Source organism: Methanosphaerula palustris E1-9c (assembly GCF_000021965.1).
In the GTDB taxonomy this organism is placed as follows: Archaea; Halobacteriota; Methanomicrobia; order Methanomicrobiales; family Methanospirillaceae; genus Methanosphaerula; species Methanosphaerula palustris.
In genome coordinates, this window is record NC_011832.1 from 2,651,762 (window position 1) to 2,675,180 (window position 23,419).

A 23,419-nucleotide genomic window follows, 5' to 3' on the forward strand; every position below is an offset into this window, starting at 1 on the left:
GTCTCCTCTTTTTACTGATCGTGGTTCAGGTGACTGACAGGAGGGTCGATAGGTAGTAACCACCGAAGAGGATCAGCAGCACCCCACACCCCTGCAAGATCATGCGGTAGGCCGGTTCAGGGAGGATCTCTCCTCCCCGGTGGACCCCTGTCGAGACTGCTGTGAACCAGCCAAGGTCTGCAGCCCAGTGACCTGCCATGAAGGCAGCCACGGCCAGGGCTCCGATGCCGATCGAGTCGACCAGAAATCCGCTCCCGATCGAGAGCCACCATATCCAGAAGTACGGATTGGCCACGCTGGTCAGCATCCCGGCAAGAATCGGTCCCTGTGTCGTGACAGCCCCACTCTGGTTCAGCGAGGCCGATGAGACGCCGCGGAGGGTCAGCAGACCAAAACCGATCAGGGCGCAGCCGCCGACCGCCGCGATCAGACTGGTATACCTCTGCACCACCGTCGCGACCCCGGCCAGGATCAGCAGGGCGACCAGCGCCTCGATGGCGATATGCCCGAGCGTGACCTTCGGGCCAGCGGTCCACCCACCCTTCATCGAGGCGGTGATGGTCGCAACCAGGGTCGGCCCCGGGGCCAGTGCACCGGTGAGCCCTATGAGGAAAGAGAAGAGTATGATCCCCACCAGTGACTGCGGCATCATACTCTAGAGATAGATGCTGATCCTATTTTTGTCAAGGGGTCTTCCCTTTATCAGGTCGGGTCTCCGACCATTATTGATATGGAAACGTCCTCCTGGTCCATTGCCCTCACCCCGTCCACCGCGGACTGGCGGCTCCGGCAGCTTCAGCGGGAGGTTATGGAGCGGGCCCCCGGCGAGGTCTCACCGATCCCTCCAATATTGACCCTGACCGGGCCGTTCACCTCCCAGCCGGGCGTCGAGTTTATGAACCTTCAAGAGGCCGTCGCCTCTGCAGGGGTTCTGGGGCCGGTTGGGTACCTGCTCGACGGTTGGGGCTGGAGGCGGGGCATGGAGGGCTGGATCCTTGGCTGCAGGGTCGTCCCCTCAACGGCGCTGATAACTCTCGCCGATACCCTGCATAGAATGATGTTGCCGCTCGTCGGGGACGACGATCTTGCTCCTCCCCATTGGGAAGTGCCGCTGGTTCGGGCCCCTGGTTTTCAACCGCCGGAATCTCTCACCGCGCCTACTGCCCCTCAAAAAGACCAGAGCCTGTTCTCCCGGTTCACCTCATGGGTCCGGCCACGAGAGCCAGCCTCCTTTGAGGTCAATGCGGGAATCCCTCCTCTTTGCCTTCCGCTGGAAGGACTCCGGCTGATGCTTCTTGCAGGGGAGCAGCCCGTCGGCGGGTACGATCTGGTCCTGCAGACCTGGCTGAACCGGTACCGTTCGACCTCTCAGGAGGCATGGTCTGATACCCTCGCCGGCTATCGGGAGCGGATCCTATGGTCATCACCCCGGCGGGGAGGACCACCGTACCTGATCAGTGACCTCCACCTCGGCCACGCCGACATCATCCAGTACTGTAGCCGGCCGTTCCCTGATCGTTCCACAATGAACCAGGCTCTGATCGTCGGTTGGAACCAGGTGATCTCTCCCGGGGATCAGGTACTCTTCCTCGGGGATCTCTGCGGCAGCCCGACCCAGGTTCCAGAGTTCCTGTCCGCCCTCTCAGGGGCGATCACCTGGGTGCAGGGGAACCACGACCCCTCCTCTGGGGAGGTCTGCGAACAGCTGACCCTGACCGTCGACGGGGTCGACCTGCTACTGGTCCATGACCCTGCCGATGCGCCACCGGCGTTCGACGGCTGGGTGGTTCACGGGCACACCCACAACAGGAGGCTGCACCGGTACCCGTTCCTCTCTGTCCGGGGACGGACGATCAACGTCAGTGCGGAGGTGATCGGTTACCGGCCGGTCAGCCTCTCCTCGCTCGTCGCGATGATCCGTACCTCCGATCAGGATCTGCTGGTCTTTCCCCTCCAGGGGGCTGAGGACATATGCCATCCGGAGCCCTTATCTGACCAGACGTGAGATTAGTATATCAATGAAGGAACAGAAGAATCCGGGGGCAGGGAAAGGCAAGAAGCCTTCTCAGAAGGCAACTCAGCCCACCACTGCGAACTGGAAGAAGATTCTGGTCATCGGGGTCGGGGTGCTCTTTGTGGTCCTGATGGTCGTCTCCTCGATGGGGATGAGCTGGCTCAATACATTCAGCACCGTTCAGAACGGCTCCGTGGTGACTGCAGACCTGACCATTCGGGACGATCTCGGACGTCCGATCATCACCTCGGATAAGGTGGTCTACGCTGCTGCAGCCAAACAGAATCAGACGGTCCTGCTGACGAACCAGCTCACCGTCCCTGCAGGCGGGGTCTATGATAATACGAGCATGCAGTCCCTCCCGGTGACCGCACCACAGTCGGCCAACTTCACGGTCTTTGGCGATGAGTATCAGAGGCTGGTGGACGGGCTGATTGGGATGCATGTCAACCAGATGAAGACGGTCCCCTTCGATCAGAACTCCTCTGAGACGCAGAACGTGACGATCAGCTCTGCCCAGTTCGAGCAGCTCGGTATGAACTTCACCAATGCGACGATCAATGAACAGGTCGTCCTCTCCCGTGCAGAGGGGCTCGATGACACGACCGATGTGAATGCGACCCCGACCGGGTACTCGCTCAGGACCACCAAGGTCGTCGACAAGAGTGCCGATAACCTGACGCTGAGCTTCGCCTACAAGGGCGTCGACCTGACGGTAGCCTCCATTGCGTCGACCTGAAGGAACACCTTTTTTTCTATGCCTTTTTTTCTATGTAGTTCTCCTCAAAGGCGGAGAGGGACTGATGGCTCTGGAGAGTCCAAGCTCTCCCCATACTGCAGCGCAACCTCACACCAAGGGCCGTCACAGTGAAAGGGGAGGATCTAGATAGATCGAACATGCCAACGGAGATAGTTCTGCAGATCCTTCGTGTGGATGGGTGAATGAAGCAGGTTGCAGGAGAGGGCATAGGATCAGAAGGAAATTATTTGAATTTCAAACAGTGTGATCTTCTCTCGACTTTATAAAATGTAGGTTAGAGGAATTTTTCCAGATCTGAAATGTTTTTTGCGATCTTCCCTTTGAGAACTCCAAGAATTAGTGGGTTATCCAGATTACCCATTAAATAACGAGAATCAGTCTTTAAACCAATGCATTTTTTTGTTTAAGGCGTATGCAATGCCCAAGTTCTACACATGGCCCTTTCATCTGGAACACGGCCGTCTAATATGAGGAGAAGAATATCCGCCTTTTTAATCTCGTCGACATCAAGATTAAAAATCGTTTGTATTGCGCTTTCTTTTGATTCTCCTTCTCTCAACAACTCAGCCAGTAATTTCCCGTCTCTTTGTGGAAGAAATGTCAAATATCCTTTTGTTTCCACATAATCATTTTTTTCATTAAAGTCTAACTCAGCTCGAGAGAACAGAGGTCCAACAATATAGATCTTTTTTTATCTCTTGATCATCTCTCTTTTTTGAATTCTCTCAGTTATGGTTCTCCGATATTTCTTTAAATCCCATGTTGAGGTTTGATGTGAATGGAACGATTTTATAATTGTGGCTCTGTTGGACCTCTCAAAAATAGACTTATTTACACCTCTCGTTGATGGAGGAAGAGGGATATTGGAGTATGATTGGAATTTTTCAACAGAGCTGAATTATCAATCACTTTCACCCACTATTCTCTTCGGTTTATCTCCTCCTCCATCTCACATTCCTTCATGACAACCAAGTCACCAGCATTCAGACTCGCCGGCTTCATCCTCCTCGTCAGCGACAGGAACAGTCGAAGCGATTCTACGGGATCTCTTCGGGCAGGAGATTGCCATGGATGTCGGACGCAATGTGGGATTCACGAGCGGTCTGGCCCTCTGGCAGAGGGACTACGCCCTGACCGTGATTTATAGAGAGAAAGTTGAGCCCAGGAAGGGAAACGATGTGGAGGTCTACTTCGAGGCAGAAGAGATCGACGAGGTCTGAGAGATGATCCAGGGTCGGGATATCCCCGTCGTCCACGAACTCCGGGAGCAGCCATGGTGTCAGCGGGTCTTCCGGGTCTATGACCCCGATCGGTTCATCGTCGAAGTTGCAGAACCGATGGACGCGGTGGTCAGGCGGCTTCAGAAGGCCGGCAATTCAGAGGAGGAGATCGTGCAGAAGACGATGATGCCGGCGGCGATCATCGGGGCGATCCTCGGGTGAAGGGGGCGTCTGGTCATCACTCTGGATAGTAGTCTCTCTAGCGATGCAACCAAAAAGAACAATGAGTCATTCAAGGGAAACCCTTGAGGTCTCTTGGAATCAATTTTTACTCGAGAACTACTGATGAAAGTGCAGTGACCAATCAGCAATCCTTCTCATTCATAGAACACTTTCGGATACATGACTGTTCCTTTCACCTGATCGAGGCTACCATTCACCAGTTCCAGCGCCATGAACGCTTCTTTCGATACGTCAAACGGGGCCTTGATTCCCCAGGTATGTGCCGGTTTGAACCCGAATCTGGGGTAATAGGTATCGTGCCCGAGCACGATCACCGATCTAAAGTTAAGATCTCTGGCAATCTCCAGGCTCTTCCGGATCAGGGCACTGCCGACCCCTTTCTTCTGATGCCCGGGTACAACGGAGACCGGGGCCAAGGCCAGGGATTCGTGCTGCTTCTCACCATCGCGGATCATGAGTTTTGTGAGCATGATATGTCCGACAATCACCCCCTCATCTTCTGCCACCAGGGAGAGTTGTGGTACAAATACATCGCTCTTTCTCAGATTGGCAACTAAATTATGCTCAGTATGGTCGCTGAATGCAGCATGTTCAAAAGCCTCTTCAACGACCTGTGCTGAGACCAGATAGTCCTTTTCAGTCTCCTGTCTGATGTGTATCGTCATCTCACCATACTCCTTTCAGCGTGGAATAGAATAGAGAAGTGAATCTATCTAAAAATTGCCGTATAAAAACCTGATATGTTCCGGTCAGATCAGGATCGGACGGCCCGGCTACTTTCAAGGGTCGCAAGGCCCATCTCGGTGACCTCGTCTGCGACGTTCACCAGCCGGAGCCACATGTTCAGGGCGGCCCTGAGTGCAGCCAGATCCTCGGCCTCGATCGTCATCACCAGCGTGGTCTGATCAACGCAGGCGAGGTCGACGGTCGACCGCATCCCCTCCTGGTCGATCAGTTCTGGTGCCAGCGCCCGATACAAGAGGGGGGCCGTGGGCGTGCAGAAGGTGAACCATGCCTGATGTGCCATTCTCTCACCTGAGTTTCAGGAGGAACTGCTTCTTCTGTGGGCCATCATATAAGAGGGTCCGAGCTCCGTTCCCTTCACTGAGACTGATCTCAATGTATGGGGAGAGCGCCTCGAAGAGACCCTGGTCCGAGACCGTGATTCCATGGGTGATCGTTCCCATCCGTTCACGCATCTCGGTTGAATCAACCCAGAACTCGGTGATCGTGCTGTTCTCCCGTATCAAGGCGACCCGGATCGACTTCGCCTCACCAGAGACTAAAAAAAGGAGTGGGCCCCATTCATTGAGGTCCTGTACGCCCATCTTCCCACGGGTCAGGTACTGCCATCCCAGAGCAAATGCCAGCCCTTTTGCAAGGGTTCTTACTTCAGGGACCGGTTTACGGGAGGTCGTGACGAAGGTCATCGAGCCTTTAACTCTTTGATCCCGCCGCCCCGTTCCTTGAAGAGGATCCGGTGGCCACAGAAGGGACATCTGACATTGACGTCGATCTCAACCCTGTGCTTGCACCGTGCACATTTGTAGGTGGCTGTCACCTGGATCAAGCCTCCTTCTGGAGGGCCCTCTCGATGGTGCGGAGGGCGACGTTATGAACCGGTGTCTGTGGTACATAGGCTCCCCCGGCGAATTTAAAACCGCACTTGCGGCATTCCCAGATCCCAGTACCCCGTCGCTGGACAGCTACGGTGTCACACCGCAGACAGCGGTGGAGTGCACCTGAGACCTTCTCCATCTCGTTCACTCTCTTCCTTACAAAGCGACCGTACCGGCAGCCGAAACGTCCGGCACTACCAGTGACCTTTCCTTTTGCTTTCTGATGATGGCTGGCCATTCTCTTTCACCCCAAATTTATCTTTATCTATAGGTTCTCAAACTTAATATATCTGATTGAGTTTCTTGACCTCGCCCTCACCCTTGGTGAGCCGGTTGACGGTCGTATAAAACTCGTTCTGGATGCCTGCCGGGATCCTGACCACGCAGATCCATGAGCCGTCCCGCTGCCATTCGTCCTTCTCGATCACAGCACCTGCCCTAATCTCAGGGAAGGACTTGGCTGCATAGTCCGGCGGGATCTTCACGGCGAGCCGGAGTTCCTCAAACCGGATCGGGATCAACGGGCGGAGGGCCTTCATCGTATCCTTGACCAGATCGTCAAGGTGTCTGAACGGGTCGATGTTCACCCTGGCCTCCTCCATCGCCATCTCGATCCGCGTTGGCGGATGCGGGTACCCGGTCTGCGGGTTCACGGCGTTGCGAGCAATGAAGTTCACCACCTGTTTGCGCTTGTCTGCGATCATATGCCTCCGCTGGTCGGAGGTCAGGTGGATCTCCCCCTTCTCGATGATCCTCTTTGCGATCGTTGGAAAGTCCAGCGTTCCAAAGACCTTCATCAGGGTCTCGTCCGAGGCCCTGTCCCCATGGGCGGCATTCTCAAATACATTGAGCGCTGCGACGATATCCTCAATCTCGATCAGCTCCCCCTGCTTGAACCTGCTCGCCTCATCCGGGTCGACGAGCAGTTCAAACCGTTCGGCATGGCTCTCCAGCCTGGCCACCACGGCTTTGTCCAGTGGAATCATGGAAACATCACGACTGTTCGATCTGTTCAACGAACGAGGCGACTTCCTGTCTGCTCATCTTTCTGAACGCAGGCGTGTCATTGTTGACAACCCCGATCTCGACAGTGTTCACATCAAACTTTCCTTCGGTTGCAGCGTGCAGGGCCTTGAGACCGAGCAGAATCGCGTCGCGGATGCTGGCTTCGGGATTGTACTCCTCCTCAAAGACCTTCATCACGGCATTCCTCCCGATCCCGATTCCAGTCGCTTTGTACTCGAGCAGCGTGCCGCTCGGGTCGGTCTCAAAGAGCCTGAACTGACCGTCGCTGATCCCGGCGATCAGCAGTGCCGTTCCGTATGGGCGTGCACCGCCGAACTGGGTGTAGGTCTGCATATGATCGCAGAGTTTCTTTGAGAGCATCTCGACGTCGATCTGCTCATCGTAGCTGACCCGGTTCACCTGGGACTCCACCCTGGCCCGATCGACCAGTGAACGGGCATCCCCGACCAGGCCTGAAGAGGCGACACCGATATGATTATCGATCTTGAAGATCTTCTCTATCGACGAGGGCTCGAGCAACTTGGAGTTCACCCGCTTGTCAACAAGCAGGACGATTCCATCGTTGCATTTGATCCCAACCGCAGTCGTGCCGCGTTTGACCGCTTCACGTGCGTACTCTACCTGATAAAGCCGGCCATCTGGGCTGAACACCGTTATGGCCCGGTCATATCCCATCTGATATTGTGGTTGCATTATCTCTCCTGAAGATCCTGTTCAACAAGGAACAGTAGCTTTTGACTGTTACATCCCTTCTCTATTAAATCAACCTTTTGTGATTCCCTGACATGGACCTCGTAGATCACGCCATCCACTTCCAGGTCCTCACGTTCTGGTCGTTCAACCGGCTGTCGCATCCGTCTGCGGAGGGCATGGATCGTCCCCGATGTCGCGAGGGTCCTGAAGGCAACCCGCTGGCCATCTACCTCGGTGACCACGGCGAGGGCTGTGGCAAGGAACTGCTCGCTCCCCCGACTGCAACGTGCGATCAGGTAGCCGTCACCGGCGAATACGACGGCATGGTGGAGGGCTGCCCCTGCACCATCGCCGTACAGTCCGGTTATCGCCTCTGCGATCGCAACGTACAGGACTTTCGAGTCGATAGAAGGGTAGTTCGGTACTATCGCAGCCAGCACATACCGCTTCTTGATCCGCATCGTCGGCGGTCTGGGTTTCATTCGACCACCCTGACTGGCAGCAGCTGGTGCAGTACCCCTGGCAGCGAGGTGAGTCCCCTGATGACCTCTTCCTTCTCCATCCCAAAGAGGGCACAGAGCAGGGTCATCTCCCTGACCGATCGCTGATCGAGGATCGAGCGTGCGAACGATCCGATCACAAATGGGAACTCATATCGTCGGTGCAGGGTCAGCAGGTCGGCGTACCGCTGCAGCACGCGCTGCCGCTGCAGCCCCTTCAGATACAGCAGGGGAAAGAGGTCGATTGTAACCCCCACATTCTTCTCAGCGGCGAGCCGGGCGGAGACATGGTCGAAGGCGTTCTTCCGCTGTCGCTCGACCCCAGCCAGCAGGTGGACCCCGCGGAGCGGGACCACACCCCTGATGAACGAGGCATCCCCGGCCATGACGATCATAACCTGACCCTCTTTCGTACGCCCGAGGTCCCTGATCACCTCACGGACATGCCGTGTCTCGATCACCCGTGCCGGCAGCACACTGACATTCCCGATGACTGCCGGCTGCTCCACGGGCAGCACGATGGTGTCAAAGCCGAGAGCTCCGGCCTCCATCGTCATTCTGGTCAGGGAGGAGTCTCCTGCCGGATACGAACAGGTACAGATGTCAGTGCAGTGCATGACCAAAAAAAGAGATCGGGTTACTTACCCTTATTTGCATTTGAGCGGATGGACGGACGGGTCTTCTCAGTCCCTCTGCCCCGGGTTCGCATACCACGGCCCTTCATCCCTGCACTGGTCTTACCGCGCTCTGCACGTCCACGCTGGGTTGCATTTCCAAACCAGCTCAGCCGTGGATCGCTCAGCACTACGGGGTGGTGACCGTCGACGAGGATCACTTCATACCACTTCTGTCTGCCGTCCTGGCCGACCCAGTACGAGTTGAGAACCTCCATGTTTGGGTACCGGGACGAAGCACGCTCCTCACCGATACGCTGCAGGCTCTTTCCTGGGGTCAACTTGCGCATCCCCATGTTGGCTGTTCTCCGTCCGCGGATGTACCGTGAGGCTCTCCGCCCACCCCGTCTGACCTTGACCCTGACCACGATGATGCCCTGCTTGGCCTTGAATCCAAGGGAGCGGGCCCGATCGATACGAGTTGGGTGTTCGAGTCTGACGACGGTTCCTTCCCGCCGCCATACCTGCATACGGTCCCAGAGGAGCTTCTTAACACCGGTCTCCTCGGGTTTCTTCCATGCCTCACGAACGTAGGCATACATAGATTTTGACATGATCTTCACCAAGGTTCAGCTCAAATTTTGAGCTACATTCCTTTACGGGACGGATCCCGTATTCCTTTATATGTCGACCACCCGGTTATTAATAACAGCGGTGATCCTGGTCAGCCCTTGATCTTCTCGATCACCCGGATATCGCTGATCCCGGTCACTGGGTACTGTCCGTTCTCGTCCTTCTCCGCCGATTTGACCATGTCCCAGATGGTCAGCAGCGCTACCGAGACCCCGGTCAGCGCCTCCATCTCGACCCCGGTCCGGCCGTACGAAGTGACAGTCACCTCTGCCGTGATCGACACCTCTGTATCAGTGAAGTCGACGGTGATCGCTCCGATTGGGATCTGGTGGCAGAGCGGGATGAGCTGCGGGGTCTGCTTAACAGCCAGCGTCGCAGCGATCCTGGCCGTGGCGAGCACGTTCCCCTTCAGCACGGTCCCGGTTCTGATAGCGGCCACGGTGTCGGACCGCAGGGTGATCGTCCCCTCGGCCCGGGCCATCCGTTTCACCTCACCCTTGGCGGTGATGTCCACCATCTGCACCTTGTCGCCGTTGATATGGGTAAACTCAGGCATCCTCTTCCTCCATGAAGAGTTCGCGGGGAATACACTCAAGCATATCGGAGGCGATCAACCCTTCTCCTCTTTCTGCCGCAGCCCGTTCGCCTGCCCTCCCATTCACATAGGCCGCCACCGTTGCTGCCTCGAATGGGGAGAGCCGGCAGAGGAGGGCCCCGGTGATCCCTGCCAGCAGGTCCCCGGTGCCGCCGACCGTCATCGCCGGCGACCCGGTCCGGTTGAACCTGACCCGTTTCGCATCGGCGATCAGATCGATCGATCCCTTGAGGAGGATCGTCCCGTTCACGGCCGCAGCCGCGGCCCTGACCGCCCGTCCGCGCTCCCGAAGGGAGGACGGCGCTGGGGAGCCGTTCATCCGTGCAAACTCTCCACCGTGCGGGGTGTAGATCGTCTCCTCGGCCACCGGCAGTGGCAGCCTGATGGCATCGGCGTCGAATACCGCCTTTCTGCAGAGCGGCGCCAGATGGGTGATCACCAGCTGGGAGGAGGGGCCGATGCCGTTGCCGGCCACCACCACGTCGGCCCGTCTGACCTCCCCTTCGAGGGTGGCCAGGTGCGCCTCACTGATCGTCGCCCCTGCGAGCGGGATATGGATCAGGTCAGGATACTGCTGGGCGACCGGCGAGGCGACCCTGACAATATCGGCCCCTGCCCGCAGGGCTGCGAGGCCGGCCAGGTACGGCGCTCCCTGGTAGGGTCCGCCGCCAATCACCAGCACCTGCCCGCCGACCCCTTTATGGCTCGCGAACGGCCGCCGCTTCAGCACGGTCAGGTCGCCGGGGCCGATGCAGCACTCGGCCTCTATCGGGATCCCGATATCAGCCACCTCGGACCCTACCACCTTGGGGCGGTGGAATCCCAGGACCAGCGTGGGTCGGATCCCCGGCGTCGGCAGGTCGGCGGCGATGATCGGCACCCCGGCTCGGTTCGCCTCTTCGACACAGCCACTTAAAGGTTCGCGGAGTTCTCCCGACCCCCCGGTGCCGATCATCGCATCGATGATCAGGTCGGCCCCGGAAAAGTGCCCGGCCAGGGCGGCCACGTCCCGGTCGGACCTGACCGGGCAGAGATGGACGGCCGCATGGGTGAGCAGCGCATGCTCGGCAGTCCAGGCGCTGGTCGCGTGGCCGCAATCCGGATAGATGACGGTCGTCTCGGCGGTCATCTGCAGGTACCGGGCGGCCACCAGCCCGTCCCCGCCATTGTTGCCCCTGCCGCAGAGGATCAGCACCGAACCGGGCGAGTACCTGAGCGCCACCTCGGCCAGGGCCCGCCCGGCACTCTCCATCATCTGCAGCACGCCGAGCCCCAGCGCTGTTGCGTTCCGATCGACCGCCTTCATCCGCGCAGGGGTGATGATCCCGCGTTCAGCGAACTCTTTCAGTTTTATCTCCTCCTTCGCGCACTTTCTTGTGCATTGAGATGCCAGTTATGATCAGGATGGGCTTTAATGATGATGTAACTGCAGCCGCAGAGCGGATCGCTGCTGCAGAGGAGGTGACCATCATCTCCCATATCGATGCCGACGGGATCACCAGCGAGGCGATCCTCGCCGAAGCGGTGCAACGAGCCGGGATCCCAGCCACCACACACTATATCCGGCAGCTTGATCCCCTGACGATCCGGACGGTGCCGGAGGACCGGTCGCTGAAGGTCTTTGTGGATCTCGGGGCCGGGCAGCAGAACCTGCTCGAGGAGCGGGGGCTCACGGTCGACGAGGTGCTGATCGCCGACCATCACGTGGCCCAGCCGGCCACCCTCCCGTACCAGCAGGTGAACGGGGTTCCGTACGGGCACACCCGCCTTTCGGCGGCTGGAGTGGCCTACCTGATCGCAAAAGAGATGGACCGGAAGAACACCGACCTTGCCTCGGTCGCGGTGGTCGGGAATGTCGGGGATATGATGGCCCGCGAGACCCTCGGGTTGACGGGGATCGCACGGACGATCGTCGACGACGGGGTGGCCAACGGCTCGATCCGGGCGACGGCCAGGGATCTGAACTGTTATGGAACCTCGACCAGGCCGATTCATGTCTGTCTCTCGTACAACGACGACCCCCTCCTCCCGGGGATCAGCAATGATATCAACGGATCGCTTCGCTTTCTGCAGAAGGTTGGGGTTCCGCTGAAGACCCGGGACGGGCGATGGCGGGTCTGGGAGGAGCTTGAGCCCGATGAAAAGCGGGCGATCACCAGTGCGCTGGTCCAGCAACTGCTCGCCCATGGCGAACCGGTCGACCGTCTCTTCGCCGAGACCTATGTCTTTCCGAACGAGGCGGCCAGGACGCCCCTCCGGAACGCCTCCGAGTTCGCGACGGTGCTGAACGCCTGCGGCCGCTGGGCTCGCCCACTGGTCGGGAGTGCGATCTGCAGGGGTGATCGCGGCACTCAGTACCGTGAGGCCGAGTATATGCTGAACAACCACCGGACGATCATCCGCGAGCTGCTCACGTATATCATTGAGACCGGGGTGACCGAGCTCTCCCACCTGCAGTACCTGCATGTCGGGGACCGGTTCCCCGATACGATCGTCGGGATAGGGGCTGGGATGGCACTATCCAAGTTGAACTGGCGGAAGCCAATCCTGATCATGTGCACCCTGCCCGACGACCCGACCCTGACGAAGGTCTCGATGCGGACCAACGAATGGGCGGTCAGGCAGGGTGTCGACCTGCAGGCGGTGCTGACCGCGGCATCAGCGACGATCGGAGGGGCCGGCGGGGGCCACCCGATCGCAGCAGGGGCATTCATCCCGCACGATGTTGAAGAGGAGTTTGTTTATTGTGTCAACCGATTGCTCGGAGAACAGTTCGCTGTTCCGGATCAGAACCATCGCTGAGTACCAGTTCGGCAGAGGAGCAGGGGAAGCCCTCTTTCCGGAGGGGTGTACGTTTCAGTATTCGACCACCGGCAGGATCCGGCATGCTCTGTACGGAAAGGACCGGCTCGCCACCATTCGCGCGCAGGACGGGCGGCTCACGCTCGGGATCAGAGGGGCTGAACGGCTCCATGAGAGCCTCCCGCCCGACAGGTACCGGGTAGTGATCGCAGCCGATGTGCTGGAGTTCGTCTCTGCCGGGAAGAATGCGTTCGCCCGGCATGTGATCCGCGCAGATCCTGGGATCCGCGGGGGTGACGAGGTGCTGGTCGTGGACGAGGAAGGACAGCTGGTCGCGACCGGCACCGCAATGCTCTCCGGTTTCGAGATGATGGAATTTAAGTATGGGGTTGCGGTAAAAGTTAGGGCAGGAAAGGTGAACTGATGTTACCAGGGAATATTAATCCAAAGCAGATGAAGGCGATGATGAAGAAGATGGGTATGCAGATCGACCCCATCGAGAATGTCGAGAAGATCGTGATCACGACCCCTGAAGGGACCTACACCTTCGATGAGGCCGAGGTGGTCGGGATGACGATGCAGGGGGTCACCACCTATCAGGTGACCGGGACGCCCCGGTTCGATGCGGCAACGCCGGCGATCCCCGAGGAGGACGTCGCCATGGTGCAGGAGCAGACCGGAGCCTCTGAGCAGGCCTCCCGGGATGCGCTTGCAGCGACCAGGGGTGACATCGCTGAGGCGATCCTGAGGCTCGCTTCACATGATTGAGGCCGGCGATCGTGTACTGCTGATTGGGAACAGCAGAGCCTATTACGTGACTGCTGGCGAGGGGATGCTCAGCACGGACCTGGGTATGATCCCTCTCTCTGACCTCATCGGCAGGGAGGGCGGGGACCAGGTCGTCACCCACCTCGGCACCGGGTTCTCTGTACGGATTCCGCGGCCGACAGACTTCTTCGTCCATGCCAAGCGGAGCGGAGCCCCGATGCACCCCAAGGACATCGGGTCTGTGATCGCCTATACCGGGATGAACAAGAAGGATCATGTGCTAGATGCTGGGACCGGTTCCGGGGTGGCGGCGATCTTCTTCGGTTCGATCGCAGCGTCCGTGACCACCTATGAACAGCGGCCCGAGTTCGCGAAGCTGGCCGAGAAGAACCTCCAGGACGCGGCCCTGGACAATGTGACGGTTGTAGCCGCGGACATGCTGACCGCGACCGGCACCTATGATGTGATCAACCTCGACATGCAGATCACGCCGGAGCATATCCAGCACGCCGCGACGCTGCTGAAGCCCGGCGGGTACCTGGCCTGTTATACCCCGTTCCTGGAACATCTTTTTCTGGTATTGGATACGGCGAAGAACCTCTTCTCCGAGGTTGTGACGCACGAACTAATCGAACGGGAGATGACCCGGACCGACCGGGGCACGCGACCGTCGACCCGGGTCTGTCATACCGGGTACATCACCATAGCACGGCGATAACATGAAGGATTTTATCTCAATTCGGGACTTTGACCGGGCTGCGATCGACCGGTTGATTGCAGAGGCCGAGAGGATCGATCACCATCAATACGATCCCCTAGAAATGAAAGGAAAGATCCTGGCCCTCCTCTTCTTTGAGCCGTCGACCCGGACCAGGATGTCGTTCGAGGCCGCGATGGCCAGGCTCGGGGGGACGTCCCTGACGCTCAGTTCGTTCGAGGCATCGTCGATGGCCAAGGGGGAGACGCTGGCCGATACGATCCGGGTGGTCAGCGGCTATGTGGACGCGATCGTCCTCCGCCACCCCCGTGAAGGGGCAGCCAGGCTGGCGAGCGAGGTCTCGTCGGTGCCTGTGATCAATGCCGGTGATGGTGCTGGACAGCATCCCTCTCAGACGCTGCTCGATCTCTATACGATCCGACAGTCGATGCCGATCGATGGGATCAACATCGGGCTGCTCGGGGACCTGAGGTATGGCAGGACTACCCACTCGCTCACCTACGCACTCTCCCTGTACGATGCTGTGATCCACACGGTTGCCCCTGCAGGGCTGAATCTCCCATCCGGGCTGGTGCACGAACTACGGGAGCTTGGCACCGAGGTGATCGAGCACGAACAGATCGAGGATGTGATCAAGGAACTCGACGTGCTCTATGTGACCAGGATCCAGCGGGAACGATTCCCCGACACGGCTTCGTACTTCAACGTCGCCTCCAGTTACCGGATCACGCCGGAGCTGCTCAGGGGGACGAAGGAGCACATGGTCGTCCTCCACCCGCTCCCCCGCGTCGACGAGATCGACCCGCGTGTAGATAAAATGAAGAATGCCCGATACTTCGAGCAGTCGCACAACGGGGTGCCGGTCAGGATGGCCATGCTCAAGCAGGTGATCGCATGACCGACGAGGGCCTCACCGAAGGGCTGCTGATCAGCCCGATCCGGAACGGCACGGTGATCGACCATATCAAGGGCGGCGAAGGGCTGAACGTGCTTCGGATCCTCGGACTCACCGGTACCTGCACCGTCTCGCTCTCGGTGGCCACCAATGTGACGAGCCGGCAGATGGGGAGGAAGGACATCGTGAAGATCGAGAACCGGGAACTCCTCAAGGAGGAGGTGGACCGGATCGCGCTGATCGCGCCGCAGTCCTCGATCAACATCATCCGGGAGTTCCGAGTCTTTGATAAGAAGGGGGTCGATATCCCCAACCAGATCTGCGGGGTTATCCGGTGCCCGAACCCCGGATGCATCACCAACACCAACGAACCGGTCACCAGCCGATTCACCATCCAGCAGTCAGGGCTGCGATGCCATTACTGCGACTGGCTGATCACGAAGGACATCGCGTCCCATATCATCTGATCGATCATCCGATCACACGGCCATGCGGGTCGATCTCGCCGCGGTAGATCCGGGTCGACGAGATCCACCGACCGTCATCGGCCAGCACGCAGGTGATCTGGTGGATGTCGACCTTCCGCCGCCCCTCTTTTCGCCGGAGCGTATTGATCTCCATCGCCACAGGGAGCGTCTCTTCACTGACGATCAGGGCATCGAAGTCGATCTTCAGGGCCGACCCGAACCGGTCCTCAAGCGGCTCCACCGACCATGCCGCCTGGAACCCTGACTCCTCGATGAACCGGGTCAGTTCCTCCTTCCGCTTCTCATATGGCCTGACCGGATGGACCTTTTGCGAAGCGAACCGGTCTGATGTGAGGCCGATGATCACAGTTCCCTTCGGCCCGGCGAGTTGAAACGATCTGGAAAGCAGCCGTTTATGCCCGTCGTGGAGGGGATCGAAGGTGCCCCCTACCATAATCTTCATAGCGTCTGGATTGTTAATTTCTAATGTTATTATGCATACTGGTACAGTGACCGGATCAGAGGTCTTTGTCGCGAGGAATGCGACCGTCATCGGGGACGTGGTGATCGGCGATCATGCAGGGATCTGGTTTGGTGCCGTGATCAGGGCTGACAAGGATAGTATCACGATCGGCAGTCACTCGAACATCCAGGACAACGCCGTCGTCCATACGAGCCGTGGCCACCCGGTCAGGATTGGGAACCAGGTCTCGGTCGGCCATGGAGCGATCCTGCACGGGTGCACCGTTGAGGACCAGGTGCTGGTGGGGATGGGGGCGATCGTGCTGAACGGAGCGGTGATTGGCAGCGGTTCTATCATTGGCGCTGGCGCCGTGGTGACCGAAGGAAAGCAGATCCCGCCCGGTTCGATGGTGCTCGGGGTGCCGGGCAAGGTGATCAAGGAGACGACTCCTCTACAGCAGGAGGAGATCGTGAAGAACGCTGAGAGTTATACCGTGCTCGCAGAAGAGTATATCAATGCCGGGGAGCATGCACAGGAGTATACCCATGCGTGAAGTCGCCGTCATCGGGGCTGGGGTGGCCGGGATTCAGGCCGCCCTCGATATCGCGAATCATCAGGTTCACGTCCATCTGATCGAGCGGGAGCCCTCGATCGGCGGGCATATGGCGCAGCTCGACAAGACCTTCCCGACCAACGACTGCTCGATGTGTATCCTCTCCCCAAAGATGGTCGAGGTGGGCCGCCACCCCTGGATCACCCTCCACACCTGTACCGAGGTGACCGCCATCGAGGGGGAGGTCGGGGACTTTTCGGTCACCCTTCAGACCAACCCCCGATTCATCGACCCAGATCTCTGCAATGGCTGTGGCGACTGCGAGGAGGTCTGCCCGGTCGAGGTCTACAACCGGTTCGATGCAGGGATCGGGGTCCGGAAGGCGATCTACAAGCCGCATGCCCAGGTGGTCCCGAACATCATGATCAAGGACCCGGACCACTGCATCGAGTGCGGGCTCTGCTATGATATCTGCGGCAGAAACGCGGTTCTGCGGGAGCAGTCTCCCGTGGAGACGACGGTCCATGTCGCGAGCGTCGTGATCACCACAGGATACCAGGTCTTTGATCCAACAAAAAAACCACAGTACGGCTACGGGCTCGTCCCTGACGTGATCACCAGCCTGGAACTGGAACGGATGATCAACGCCGGCGGGCCGACGAGCGGGGAGGTACGGCGGGTCAGTGATGGCCAGTCACCCCGCTCGATCGTCTTCATCCAGTGCGTCGGTTCACGGGATCTGCAGGTGAACCGGCCGTACTGCTCGTGTGTCTGCTGCATGGCGGCGATCAAGAACTCGTTGCTGATCCGGGAGAAGCACCCTGAGATCGAGGTCGCGATCTGTTACATGGACATCCGGGCATATGGCAAGGGCTACCAGGAGTTCTATCAGCGGGCACAGGATCTCGGGGTCCGATTCGTCCGTGGGATGCCAGGCGCTGTCATCGACAGTACCGGCCCGATGGAACTGCAGGTCGAGGATACGCTCTCAGGCGAGTTGCTCCAGCTCCATCCCGACCTTGTCGTTCTCTCGGTCGGAATGGAGCCTGCCAGTGATCCTGCGGTGGTTGCCGCCCGGTTCGGTCTTACCTGTGAAGAGAGTGGGTTCCTTGAGGGGGCACACGCGGCTATGAACACCGTCGGCACCATCCGGCCCGGGATCTACATCGCCGGGACCGCGACGGCGCCCAAGGATATTCCTGACTGCGTGACCCAGGGTCAGGCCGCCGCGATGCGGGCCTATACCGACGCGATCAGGGTGAACTAAATGGATGAGATCAGGACCCTCTGGTGGGATCGCCCGTCAGGGGATCTCCGGTACATCGATCAGACTTTGTTGCCAGGAGAGTACAGAATCAGGCCCTGTGCCGATCCCGAAAACCTCGTCCTTGCGATCAAAACCCTTGCGATCCGTGGTGCGCCGGCGCTCGGCGTGGCCGGAGCCTATGGGGTAGCCCTGGTGGCAAAGGCCTGCCGGGCGCTGGGCCATGACGAGGCCCTTTCAAGGATCATCGCAGGTGCCGCCGGCGTGGCCAGTGCCCGTCCGACGGCTGTGAACCTCTCCTGGGGAGTTGGGCAGGTGCTCTCCCAACTCGAAATGGTGGCTGGTGGGGACGGGGCTGACCTCTACCTGGCCGCGATCAGCGCGGCCGATAAGGTCGCCTCGGCAGACCTGCAAACCTGCAAGGATCTCGGGGGATGCGGGGCGACCCTTCTTCCTGGTCACTGCACGGTGCTGACCCACTGCAATGCCGGGGCTCTGGCCTGCAGTGGATGGGGGACGGCGCTCGGGGTGGTCAGGTCTGCAGTGACGGCCGGCAAACAGGTGCAGGTGATCGCCTGCGAAACCAGGCCCCTGTTGCAGGGGGCCCGGCTGACCGCCTGGGAACTGGCCAGGGACCATATCCCTGTGACAGTGATCCCTGACAGCGCTGCGGCTTATCTGATGGCACGCGGGGAGATCGATGCGGTGATCGTCGGGGCGGACCGGATCACCTCTGACGCGGTCTTCAACAAGATTGGTACCTATTCGCATGCGGTGAACGCCCGGCATCATGGAATTCCCTTCTATGTCGCGGCCCCGGCCTCGACCTTTGATTGGCAGTTATCAGCCTGCTCGGTCGTCGTCGAGGAGCGGAGGCGGGACGAGGTGACCGGTTTCTTCGGCAGGGAGACAGTCCCAGCCAGCGTCCCGGTCAGAAACTACGCCTTCGATCAGACCCCGCTCGACCTGGTCACGGCCATCATCACCGAACACGGGGTCTTCTCGCTGCCAGGGGATGCAGAGAAGATGAGAGCGGCGACAGGCGGGCGGTCCTGATCATGGTCGAGCTCACCCTCCTCGATCACTTTCTCTTCATCATCGGCGAGGTGACACTGCTGCTGCTGATCGCACTCGGTCTGCTGATCCTGGTGCTGCTGATCCTCACGCTGGCCTCGTTCCACAGCGGCAGGCTCTACTTTCCAAGGATCTTAAAGCCCGGCTTCACGGCGCTCGAAGGGGTGATGCGGGCGATCTTCAAGTTCATCGGTCTCGACGATCAGGAGATGCTGGCCTTCTCGGTCCGTCTCCTCAATACAATGAACCTGAAGGCCTTCGCCGCGATCCCGGTCAATGAACGGGCGATCTTCCTTCCGCAATGCCTCCGTGCAGCCCGGTGCCCCGCCCACCTGACCCCGGAAGGGCTCAAATGCGTTTCGTGCGGGCAGTGTGGTATCGGGGAGATTCGACCGGCGCTCGAGCACCTCGGTTACCGGGTCTTTCTGGTGCCAGGCTCCTCGTTCATCAAGCGGATGGTAAAACAGTACCACCCTCGTGCCCTGGTAGGGGTCGGGTGTCTGCTGGAGGTGAAGGAGGGGCTTGAGATGGCCGACAAGATGCACCTGATCGGGCTCGGTGTGGTGACGCTAAAAGATGGGTGCGTGGAGACTCTGGTAGATTGGAATGCCCTCTTCGAGGTCGCGACCCTCGGGCTCGATCCATCAACTATTCCCGTAGACCTTCACGTGCCGGCCGCTTAATCCACCACTCTTAATCTTGCCGTAGATCCAGATCGTACCGGTGGTCTGGACGCCATGTGCGACCACGCCCGGCCGGAGGATCACGGTTCCTTGTGCCTCGACCGGTCCGAGGTGGGCGTTATCTGAGATCGTCACATCTCCTGTTGAGGTCAGGCTCCCTTCGATGGTGGCCCATGCCCCAATCACCGCCCGTCCGCACCAGACCGATCCTTTAATCTGTGAACAGGGGCCGAGGTCGACCCTGCCGGAGACGACCAGGCTACCCCAGATATTGGTCTTCGCTGGCAGGATCAGATCTCCATCGATCTTCACATTGCCGGCAAAGACCGCTCCGGGCGGCGCGATATAGGTATCTCCAATCTGACGGATCTTCATTCCATTTCACCTGGAGCCGACTCTATTATGCCGGCCTCGTTTATCTTCTAAACTCTTCGCGCCAGAACCATTTAGCATTAGTATCAGAGGATGAGGGCTGAGGCGGTAAAGGCAGCGAGGGCTGTGAACATCCCGCCCTTCAGCAGGAGGGTCGCGCGACTGTTTCTGAGGGTGGTACTGTCGACAGATCGAAGACCCTGAAGGGCGCCGGCCAGGATCAGCAGGTCCGGGAGAGCGATCAGGACCAGGTACTCCTGCCCCCAGGTCAGGTACGGGAGGAACGAGGCCCCGATCCCGGCCAGGGCAAAGAGGAACGCGACCCACCCGGTCTTCTGTACGCCGATCAGCATCGGCAGGGTGCGGGCCCCTCCGGCCCGGTCCCCTTCGATGTCCTCGCCGTCCTTGAGAAGTTCACGAGCCACCATACCGAGGAAGGTGATCGCAGCGATCGGGAGGGTTATCAGTTCCCCGGTGGTCCCGGAGAGTGCCCCGCCGAAGATGAAGATCGAGCCGGCCAGGTACGAGACGGTCAGGTTCCCGATCAGAGGGACCGCCTTGAGGCGTGCTGCATACAGGACCAGGAGCAGTGTGTTGAAGACAGCCAGGAGGGCACAGAGCGGGGTGGTGCCGAAGGAGAGGAGCACCCCGACGATGAAGAGGAGGATAGCATACCTTCTCGCGCCGGCGAGCGAGACAGTGCCGGAGGGGATCGGACGGTTCGGGCGGTTGACCTGGTCGATCTGATAGTCAAAGTAGTCATTGATCACGTTCCCTGCACCAGTGATCAGGGTCACCACGGCGATCAGCAACGGTACTGGTCCGTCCAGTCTCCCGGTGGCAATCAGCACGGCCAGAGCTGCGGTCAATCCGGAGACAAAGGCATTGACCGGTCGGACCACCTTCAGGTACCCTGTCAACGTCATCATCATGATCGTCGGCAGGGATCTATTAGAAGGATGCGGAGAAAGGGGGAATGCATCAGGCGAAACGATGCAAAAAAATGAACGGGCGTGGAGGGATTTGAACCCCCGACCATTAACTTAGGAGGCTAACGCCCTATCCAGACTAGGCCACACGCCCTGTGGGTATTAGGTTGGCAGAGGAAGGTATAAGTTTAACGCGCTTCTACCTGTCCAGAACCATGGATCTGATCGAGGTGACTGAGGGGAGGACCACATTTCGGATCCCGGTTCAGGATCCGAACTCCCCGTTTCCACCATCCAGTGCACCGGTCTTCTTCAATCCGAAGATGGCCATGAATCGGGACGCGACAGTACTTCTTCTCTCGGTGCTGAACCCTGAGGAATACCTGGACACGATGGGCGCAAGCGGTGTCCGGGGGTTGCGGGTGGCCGGCGAGTGTCGTATCCCTGTGGTGATCAACGACCGGGATCCAGCAGCCGCCGATCTGATCCGCGCCAACCTGGCCGGTGCCGGCCTCGAAGGGAGGGTGACCGTCGAGGATGCGAACGTCCTCCTCTCGCGGGAACGGTTCGATGCGGTGGACCTGGACCCGTTCGGCTCCCCGGCCCCGTTCACCGATGCGGCCTGTCGGAGCGCCAAACGCTACCTCTTTGTGACCGCGACCGATACGGCCCCGCTCTGTGGAGCGCATCTGAAGGCCGGGATCCGGCGGTACGCGACGAAGCCGTTGAACACCGAGTACCATGCCGAGGTCGGCCTTCGGATCCTGCTCGGGTATGTGGCCAGGACGATGGTCAAGTACGACCGGGGGCTCTCACCGCTCTTCTGCTTTGCCAGCGCCCATTTCCTGCGGCTACACCTGCAGGCCGAGAAGGGGGCTGATGCCGCTGACCGGACGGTAGCTAGGCTCGGATTTCTGTATCATTGCCCCTCATGCCCGGAGAGGACTGAGGAACCGGGGGTGCTTCCCCATGACCATGTCTGCCCCCGCTGCGGCACGACGATGCTCCCGATCGGGCCGCTCTGGCTCGGTTCTCTGAGCGATATGGCACTGCTCGATCAGATGAAGGAACGCCTTCCCGACCTCTCTCTCTCGACCGAGCGAAGGCTTGGGAAACTGCTGGACGTGCTCAAGGTTGAACTTCCGACTTCCAGCCACTATGACTATCATCGGATTGCAAAATGGATTGGGGGTTCGCCTCCTGCGATCGATGTGGTGATCGCCCGGCTGATACAGACAGGGTACCGGGCGAGCCGGGCGCACTACTCAGGCACGGCCCTCAAGACCGATGCCCCGCTCGATGCGATCGCTGCGGCACTCAGTGCTCAGTGATGATCGAGAGGATATCACTGTCTATGATCTGATGTGGCAGCCCGACCCGCTGGCCAGGGTGCTTGACCGATCTTCCCCAGACCCGGGCATACCGGAACCTGCTGACAAAGTCACGGTGGAGTTTTCTGCAGATATCGGCGACGGTCGACCCAGTCCTGATGATCAGCGGTTCTTCAAGGTCTGCGACCCCGTTCTGCGGCTTTAAGAAGACCCGCATGAACCCGAGTTTGTTATAGACCTCGTCCTTGAGTTCGTCCATGTGGAGCCCGCTGTGTGCCGAGATCATCAGCGGTTCGACCCCGATCTCATCGACGATCCCTCTCCTTATCTCCTCCTGGGTCTCGGCGTCAACGAGGTCGACCTTGTTGACTGCGATAAATGCAGGAATGTAGACCCGGCTCCCAATCATCGCATCGATCAGGTCGTCCTGGGTCGCACCGCCCCTGACCAGCACATCGGCGTTCATGATCTTGTTCTCTGCAAGGATCGACCTGACCTCCTCGATCTCAAGGTCCAGGGTCCCGACCGCATGGAGCAACACCCCGCCGTTTGAGGTCCTCTTGATGGTGATGTCGGGCTTTGGCTTATTGATCCGGATTCCGGCATCGTACAACTCCTTGAGCAGCACCCCTGCATGGGCGCCATTGAAGACATCAAGGAGGATCACGATGATGTCGGCCGACCGAACGACGCCGATCACCTCCTTGCCGCGCCCCCTCCCCATCGCTGCGCCGGCAATCAGACCGGGGATATCAAGGATCTGGATCTTCGCTCCCTTGTAGTCCATCGACCCTGGCACCACCGTCAGGGTCGTGAACGCATAGGCGCCGACCTCGCTCTTGGTCCCGGTCAGTTTGTTCAAGAGGGTACTCTTACCGACCGATGGGAACCCGACCAGTACGACTGTGGCATCACCTGACTTCTTGACTGAGAACCCCTCCCCGCCACCACTGGCCTTCATTGCCCTGGTGACCGCCTCGTCCTTGAGTTTGGCGATCTTGGCCTTCAGGCGTCCGATATGTTTTGAGGTGGCCTTATTATAAGGGGTCCGCTCAAGTTCAGCTTCCAGTTCCTGTATCTGATCTTCAAGGCCGCTCATTGTCTATCCTAAGAGTTTGTTCTCTCTATTAATAGGAAAGCGGGTGCAATATAAGTGTGGGTTGGGGATCTGGCGGATGATCTC

Annotated in this window: 31 protein-coding genes, 1 tRNA gene and 1 pseudogene; 14 read left to right on the forward strand and 19 right to left on the reverse strand. The window is 59.2% G+C overall.

Annotation, left to right across the window (positions count from 1 at the left end; genetic code table 11):
• Positions 1 to 25 precede the first annotated feature (25 nt).
• The gene (locus MPAL_RS12550; protein WP_236610393.1) at positions 26 to 634 is read right to left on the reverse strand and encodes a LysE family transporter; all 609 of its coding nucleotides are present in this window, start codon (positions 632 to 634) and stop codon (positions 26 to 28) included.
• Positions 635 to 730: 96 nt separating this feature from the next.
• Here MPAL_RS12550 and MPAL_RS14810 point away from each other — a divergent pair, with 96 nt between their 5' ends.
• Positions 731 to 2,005: a metallophosphoesterase family protein gene (locus tag MPAL_RS14810; protein ID WP_012619109.1), complete on the forward strand. Its 1,275-nt coding sequence runs from the start codon at positions 731 to 733 to the stop codon at positions 2,003 to 2,005.
• A gap of 13 nt (positions 2,006 to 2,018) precedes the next feature.
• Positions 2,019 to 2,753, forward strand: a complete 735-nt coding sequence (locus tag MPAL_RS12560) for a hypothetical protein (RefSeq protein WP_012619110.1) — start codon at positions 2,019 to 2,021, stop codon at positions 2,751 to 2,753.
• Between the two features lie 424 nt (positions 2,754 to 3,177).
• On the opposite strand, the gene MPAL_RS16370 is transcribed toward MPAL_RS12560, so the two are convergent.
• Positions 3,178 to 3,396 carry a hypothetical protein gene (locus tag MPAL_RS16370; protein WP_158303684.1) on the reverse strand — a complete coding sequence of 73 codons (219 nt, stop codon included), beginning with the start codon at positions 3,394 to 3,396 and terminating at the stop codon, positions 3,178 to 3,180.
• 412 nt (positions 3,397 to 3,808) lie between these two features.
• On the opposite strand from MPAL_RS16370, the pseudogene MPAL_RS17115 reads away from it, so the two are divergent.
• Positions 3,809 to 4,216, forward strand: a pseudogene (locus MPAL_RS17115) (hypothetical protein).
• Positions 4,217 to 4,371: 155 nt separating this feature from the next.
• Here the strand turns inward: MPAL_RS17115 and MPAL_RS12570 are convergent.
• The 12 genes from MPAL_RS12570 to MPAL_RS12625 form a co-directional block, all read right to left on the reverse strand.
• The gene (locus MPAL_RS12570) at positions 4,372 to 4,902 is read right to left on the reverse strand and encodes a GNAT family N-acetyltransferase (RefSeq protein WP_012619112.1); all 531 of its coding nucleotides are present in this window, start codon (positions 4,900 to 4,902) and stop codon (positions 4,372 to 4,374) included.
• An 89-nt stretch (positions 4,903 to 4,991) separates the two neighbouring features.
• Complete coding sequence (locus MPAL_RS12575) at positions 4,992 to 5,264, reverse strand: KEOPS complex subunit Pcc1 (protein WP_012619113.1); 273 nt, start codon at positions 5,262 to 5,264, stop codon at positions 4,992 to 4,994.
• A 4-nt stretch (positions 5,265 to 5,268) separates the two neighbouring features.
• Positions 5,269 to 5,667: a Brix domain-containing protein gene (locus MPAL_RS12580; RefSeq protein ID WP_012619114.1), complete on the reverse strand. Its 399-nt coding sequence runs from the start codon at positions 5,665 to 5,667 to the stop codon at positions 5,269 to 5,271.
• Positions 5,664 to 5,798: a DNA-directed RNA polymerase subunit P gene (locus tag MPAL_RS12585; protein WP_012619115.1), complete on the reverse strand. Its 135-nt coding sequence runs from the start codon at positions 5,796 to 5,798 to the stop codon at positions 5,664 to 5,666. The genes MPAL_RS12580 and MPAL_RS12585 overlap by 4 nt, the downstream gene beginning before the upstream one ends.
• A gap of 5 nt (positions 5,799 to 5,803) precedes the next feature.
• On the reverse strand, positions 5,804 to 6,094 hold the full coding sequence (locus MPAL_RS12590) for a 50S ribosomal protein L37ae (RefSeq protein WP_012619116.1): 291 nt from the start codon (positions 6,092 to 6,094) through the stop codon (positions 5,804 to 5,806).
• 43 nt (positions 6,095 to 6,137) lie between these two features.
• Complete coding sequence (locus MPAL_RS12595) at positions 6,138 to 6,842, reverse strand: ribosome assembly factor SBDS (RefSeq protein WP_012619117.1); 705 nt, start codon at positions 6,840 to 6,842, stop codon at positions 6,138 to 6,140.
• 7 nt (positions 6,843 to 6,849) lie between these two features.
• Complete coding sequence (psmA, locus tag MPAL_RS12600; protein WP_012619118.1) at positions 6,850 to 7,575, reverse strand: archaeal proteasome endopeptidase complex subunit alpha; 726 nt, start codon at positions 7,573 to 7,575, stop codon at positions 6,850 to 6,852.
• The gene (locus MPAL_RS12605) at positions 7,575 to 8,057 is read right to left on the reverse strand and encodes an Rpp14/Pop5 family protein (RefSeq protein ID WP_012619119.1); all 483 of its coding nucleotides are present in this window, start codon (positions 8,055 to 8,057) and stop codon (positions 7,575 to 7,577) included. Before MPAL_RS12605 ends, psmA begins: the two co-directional genes overlap by 1 nt.
• The gene (locus MPAL_RS12610; RefSeq protein WP_012619120.1) at positions 8,054 to 8,692 is read right to left on the reverse strand and encodes an RNase P subunit p30 family protein; all 639 of its coding nucleotides are present in this window, start codon (positions 8,690 to 8,692) and stop codon (positions 8,054 to 8,056) included. The genes MPAL_RS12605 and MPAL_RS12610 overlap by 4 nt, the downstream gene beginning before the upstream one ends.
• A gap of 20 nt (positions 8,693 to 8,712) precedes the next feature.
• Entirely contained in the window at positions 8,713 to 9,303 is a 591-nt protein-coding gene (locus tag MPAL_RS12615) for a 50S ribosomal protein L15e (RefSeq protein WP_048145397.1), read from the reverse strand.
• Positions 9,304 to 9,413: 110 nt separating this feature from the next.
• Positions 9,414 to 9,878, reverse strand: coding sequence for a cyclic pyranopterin monophosphate synthase MoaC (gene moaC / locus MPAL_RS12620; protein ID WP_012619122.1), 465 nt, complete (start codon positions 9,876 to 9,878; stop codon positions 9,414 to 9,416).
• On the reverse strand, positions 9,871 to 11,271 hold the full coding sequence (locus tag MPAL_RS12625) for an NAD(P)H-hydrate dehydratase (protein WP_269078493.1): 1,401 nt from the start codon (positions 11,269 to 11,271) through the stop codon (positions 9,871 to 9,873). The genes moaC and MPAL_RS12625 overlap by 8 nt, the downstream gene beginning before the upstream one ends.
• A 41-nt stretch (positions 11,272 to 11,312) precedes the next feature.
• Here MPAL_RS12625 and MPAL_RS12630 point away from each other — a divergent pair, with 41 nt between their 5' ends.
• The 6 genes from MPAL_RS12630 to pyrI are packed head-to-tail and all read left to right on the forward strand — an operon-like array spanning position 11,313 to position 15,567.
• Entirely contained in the window at positions 11,313 to 12,719 is a 1,407-nt protein-coding gene (locus MPAL_RS12630; protein ID WP_012619124.1) for a single-stranded-DNA-specific exonuclease RecJ, read from the forward strand.
• The gene (locus MPAL_RS12635) at positions 12,664 to 13,143 is read left to right on the forward strand and encodes a PUA domain-containing protein (protein ID WP_012619125.1); all 480 of its coding nucleotides are present in this window, start codon (positions 12,664 to 12,666) and stop codon (positions 13,141 to 13,143) included. The genes MPAL_RS12630 and MPAL_RS12635 overlap by 56 nt, the downstream gene beginning before the upstream one ends.
• Positions 13,143 to 13,487: a nascent polypeptide-associated complex protein gene (locus MPAL_RS12640; RefSeq protein ID WP_012619126.1), complete on the forward strand. Its 345-nt coding sequence runs from the start codon at positions 13,143 to 13,145 to the stop codon at positions 13,485 to 13,487. The genes MPAL_RS12635 and MPAL_RS12640 overlap by 1 nt, the downstream gene beginning before the upstream one ends.
• Positions 13,480 to 14,205: a methyltransferase domain-containing protein gene (locus tag MPAL_RS12645; RefSeq protein ID WP_012619127.1), complete on the forward strand. Its 726-nt coding sequence runs from the start codon at positions 13,480 to 13,482 to the stop codon at positions 14,203 to 14,205. Before MPAL_RS12640 ends, MPAL_RS12645 begins: the two co-directional genes overlap by 8 nt.
• Position 14,206: 1 nt before the next feature.
• Complete coding sequence (pyrB, locus tag MPAL_RS12650) at positions 14,207 to 15,103, forward strand: aspartate carbamoyltransferase (RefSeq protein ID WP_012619128.1); 897 nt, start codon at positions 14,207 to 14,209, stop codon at positions 15,101 to 15,103.
• The gene (pyrI, locus tag MPAL_RS12655) at positions 15,100 to 15,567 is read left to right on the forward strand and encodes an aspartate carbamoyltransferase regulatory subunit (RefSeq protein WP_012619129.1); all 468 of its coding nucleotides are present in this window, start codon (positions 15,100 to 15,102) and stop codon (positions 15,565 to 15,567) included. The genes pyrB and pyrI overlap by 4 nt, the downstream gene beginning before the upstream one ends.
• Positions 15,568 to 15,571: 4 nt before the next feature.
• Here pyrI and MPAL_RS12660 read toward each other — a convergent pair whose 3' ends face one another.
• A complete protein-coding gene (locus MPAL_RS12660; protein WP_012619130.1) occupies positions 15,572 to 16,030 on the reverse strand; it encodes a phosphopantetheine adenylyltransferase in 459 nt (152 codons plus the stop codon).
• Positions 16,031 to 16,061: 31 nt separating this feature from the next.
• Here MPAL_RS12660 and MPAL_RS12665 point away from each other — a divergent pair, with 31 nt between their 5' ends.
• Genes MPAL_RS12665 through MPAL_RS12680 form a run of 4 tightly spaced genes read left to right on the forward strand, consistent with a single transcriptional unit; the run spans position 16,062 to position 19,604 of the window.
• Positions 16,062 to 16,583, forward strand: coding sequence for a gamma carbonic anhydrase family protein (locus tag MPAL_RS12665; protein ID WP_012619131.1), 522 nt, complete (start codon positions 16,062 to 16,064; stop codon positions 16,581 to 16,583).
• A complete protein-coding gene (locus MPAL_RS12670) occupies positions 16,576 to 17,850 on the forward strand; it encodes a CoB--CoM heterodisulfide reductase iron-sulfur subunit A family protein (protein WP_012619132.1) in 1,275 nt (424 codons plus the stop codon). Before MPAL_RS12665 ends, MPAL_RS12670 begins: the two co-directional genes overlap by 8 nt.
• The gene (gene mtnA / locus MPAL_RS12675) at positions 17,851 to 18,903 is read left to right on the forward strand and encodes an S-methyl-5-thioribose-1-phosphate isomerase (protein ID WP_012619133.1); all 1,053 of its coding nucleotides are present in this window, start codon (positions 17,851 to 17,853) and stop codon (positions 18,901 to 18,903) included.
• Positions 18,904 to 18,905: 2 nt separating this feature from the next.
• A complete protein-coding gene (locus MPAL_RS12680) occupies positions 18,906 to 19,604 on the forward strand; it encodes a DUF116 domain-containing protein (RefSeq protein ID WP_012619134.1) in 699 nt (232 codons plus the stop codon).
• On the opposite strand, the gene MPAL_RS12685 is transcribed toward MPAL_RS12680, so the two are convergent.
• The 3 genes from MPAL_RS12685 to MPAL_RS12695 all read right to left on the reverse strand — a co-directional run bounded on the left by MPAL_RS12685 (position 19,566) and on the right by MPAL_RS12695 (position 21,059).
• Positions 19,566 to 19,979, reverse strand: a complete 414-nt coding sequence (locus MPAL_RS12685; RefSeq protein WP_012619135.1) for a bactofilin family protein — start codon at positions 19,977 to 19,979, stop codon at positions 19,566 to 19,568. The two genes, MPAL_RS12680 and MPAL_RS12685, sit on opposite strands and share 39 nt — an antisense overlap.
• An 83-nt stretch (positions 19,980 to 20,062) precedes the next feature.
• The gene (locus MPAL_RS12690) at positions 20,063 to 20,908 is read right to left on the reverse strand and encodes a geranylgeranylglycerol-phosphate geranylgeranyltransferase (protein WP_012619136.1); all 846 of its coding nucleotides are present in this window, start codon (positions 20,906 to 20,908) and stop codon (positions 20,063 to 20,065) included.
• 76 nt (positions 20,909 to 20,984) lie between these two features.
• Positions 20,985 to 21,059, reverse strand: a tRNA-Arg gene (locus MPAL_RS12695).
• A gap of 61 nt (positions 21,060 to 21,120) precedes the next feature.
• Between MPAL_RS12695 and MPAL_RS12700 the strand changes: the two genes are divergently transcribed.
• On the forward strand, positions 21,121 to 22,236 hold the full coding sequence (locus MPAL_RS12700; protein ID WP_012619137.1) for a tRNA (guanine(10)-N(2))-dimethyltransferase: 1,116 nt from the start codon (positions 21,121 to 21,123) through the stop codon (positions 22,234 to 22,236).
• On the opposite strand, the gene MPAL_RS12705 is transcribed toward MPAL_RS12700, so the two are convergent.
• Entirely contained in the window at positions 22,223 to 23,335 is a 1,113-nt protein-coding gene (locus MPAL_RS12705; RefSeq protein ID WP_012619138.1) for an OBG GTPase family GTP-binding protein, read from the reverse strand. The two genes, MPAL_RS12700 and MPAL_RS12705, sit on opposite strands and share 14 nt — an antisense overlap.
• Positions 23,336 to 23,419: the final 84 nt, after the last annotated feature.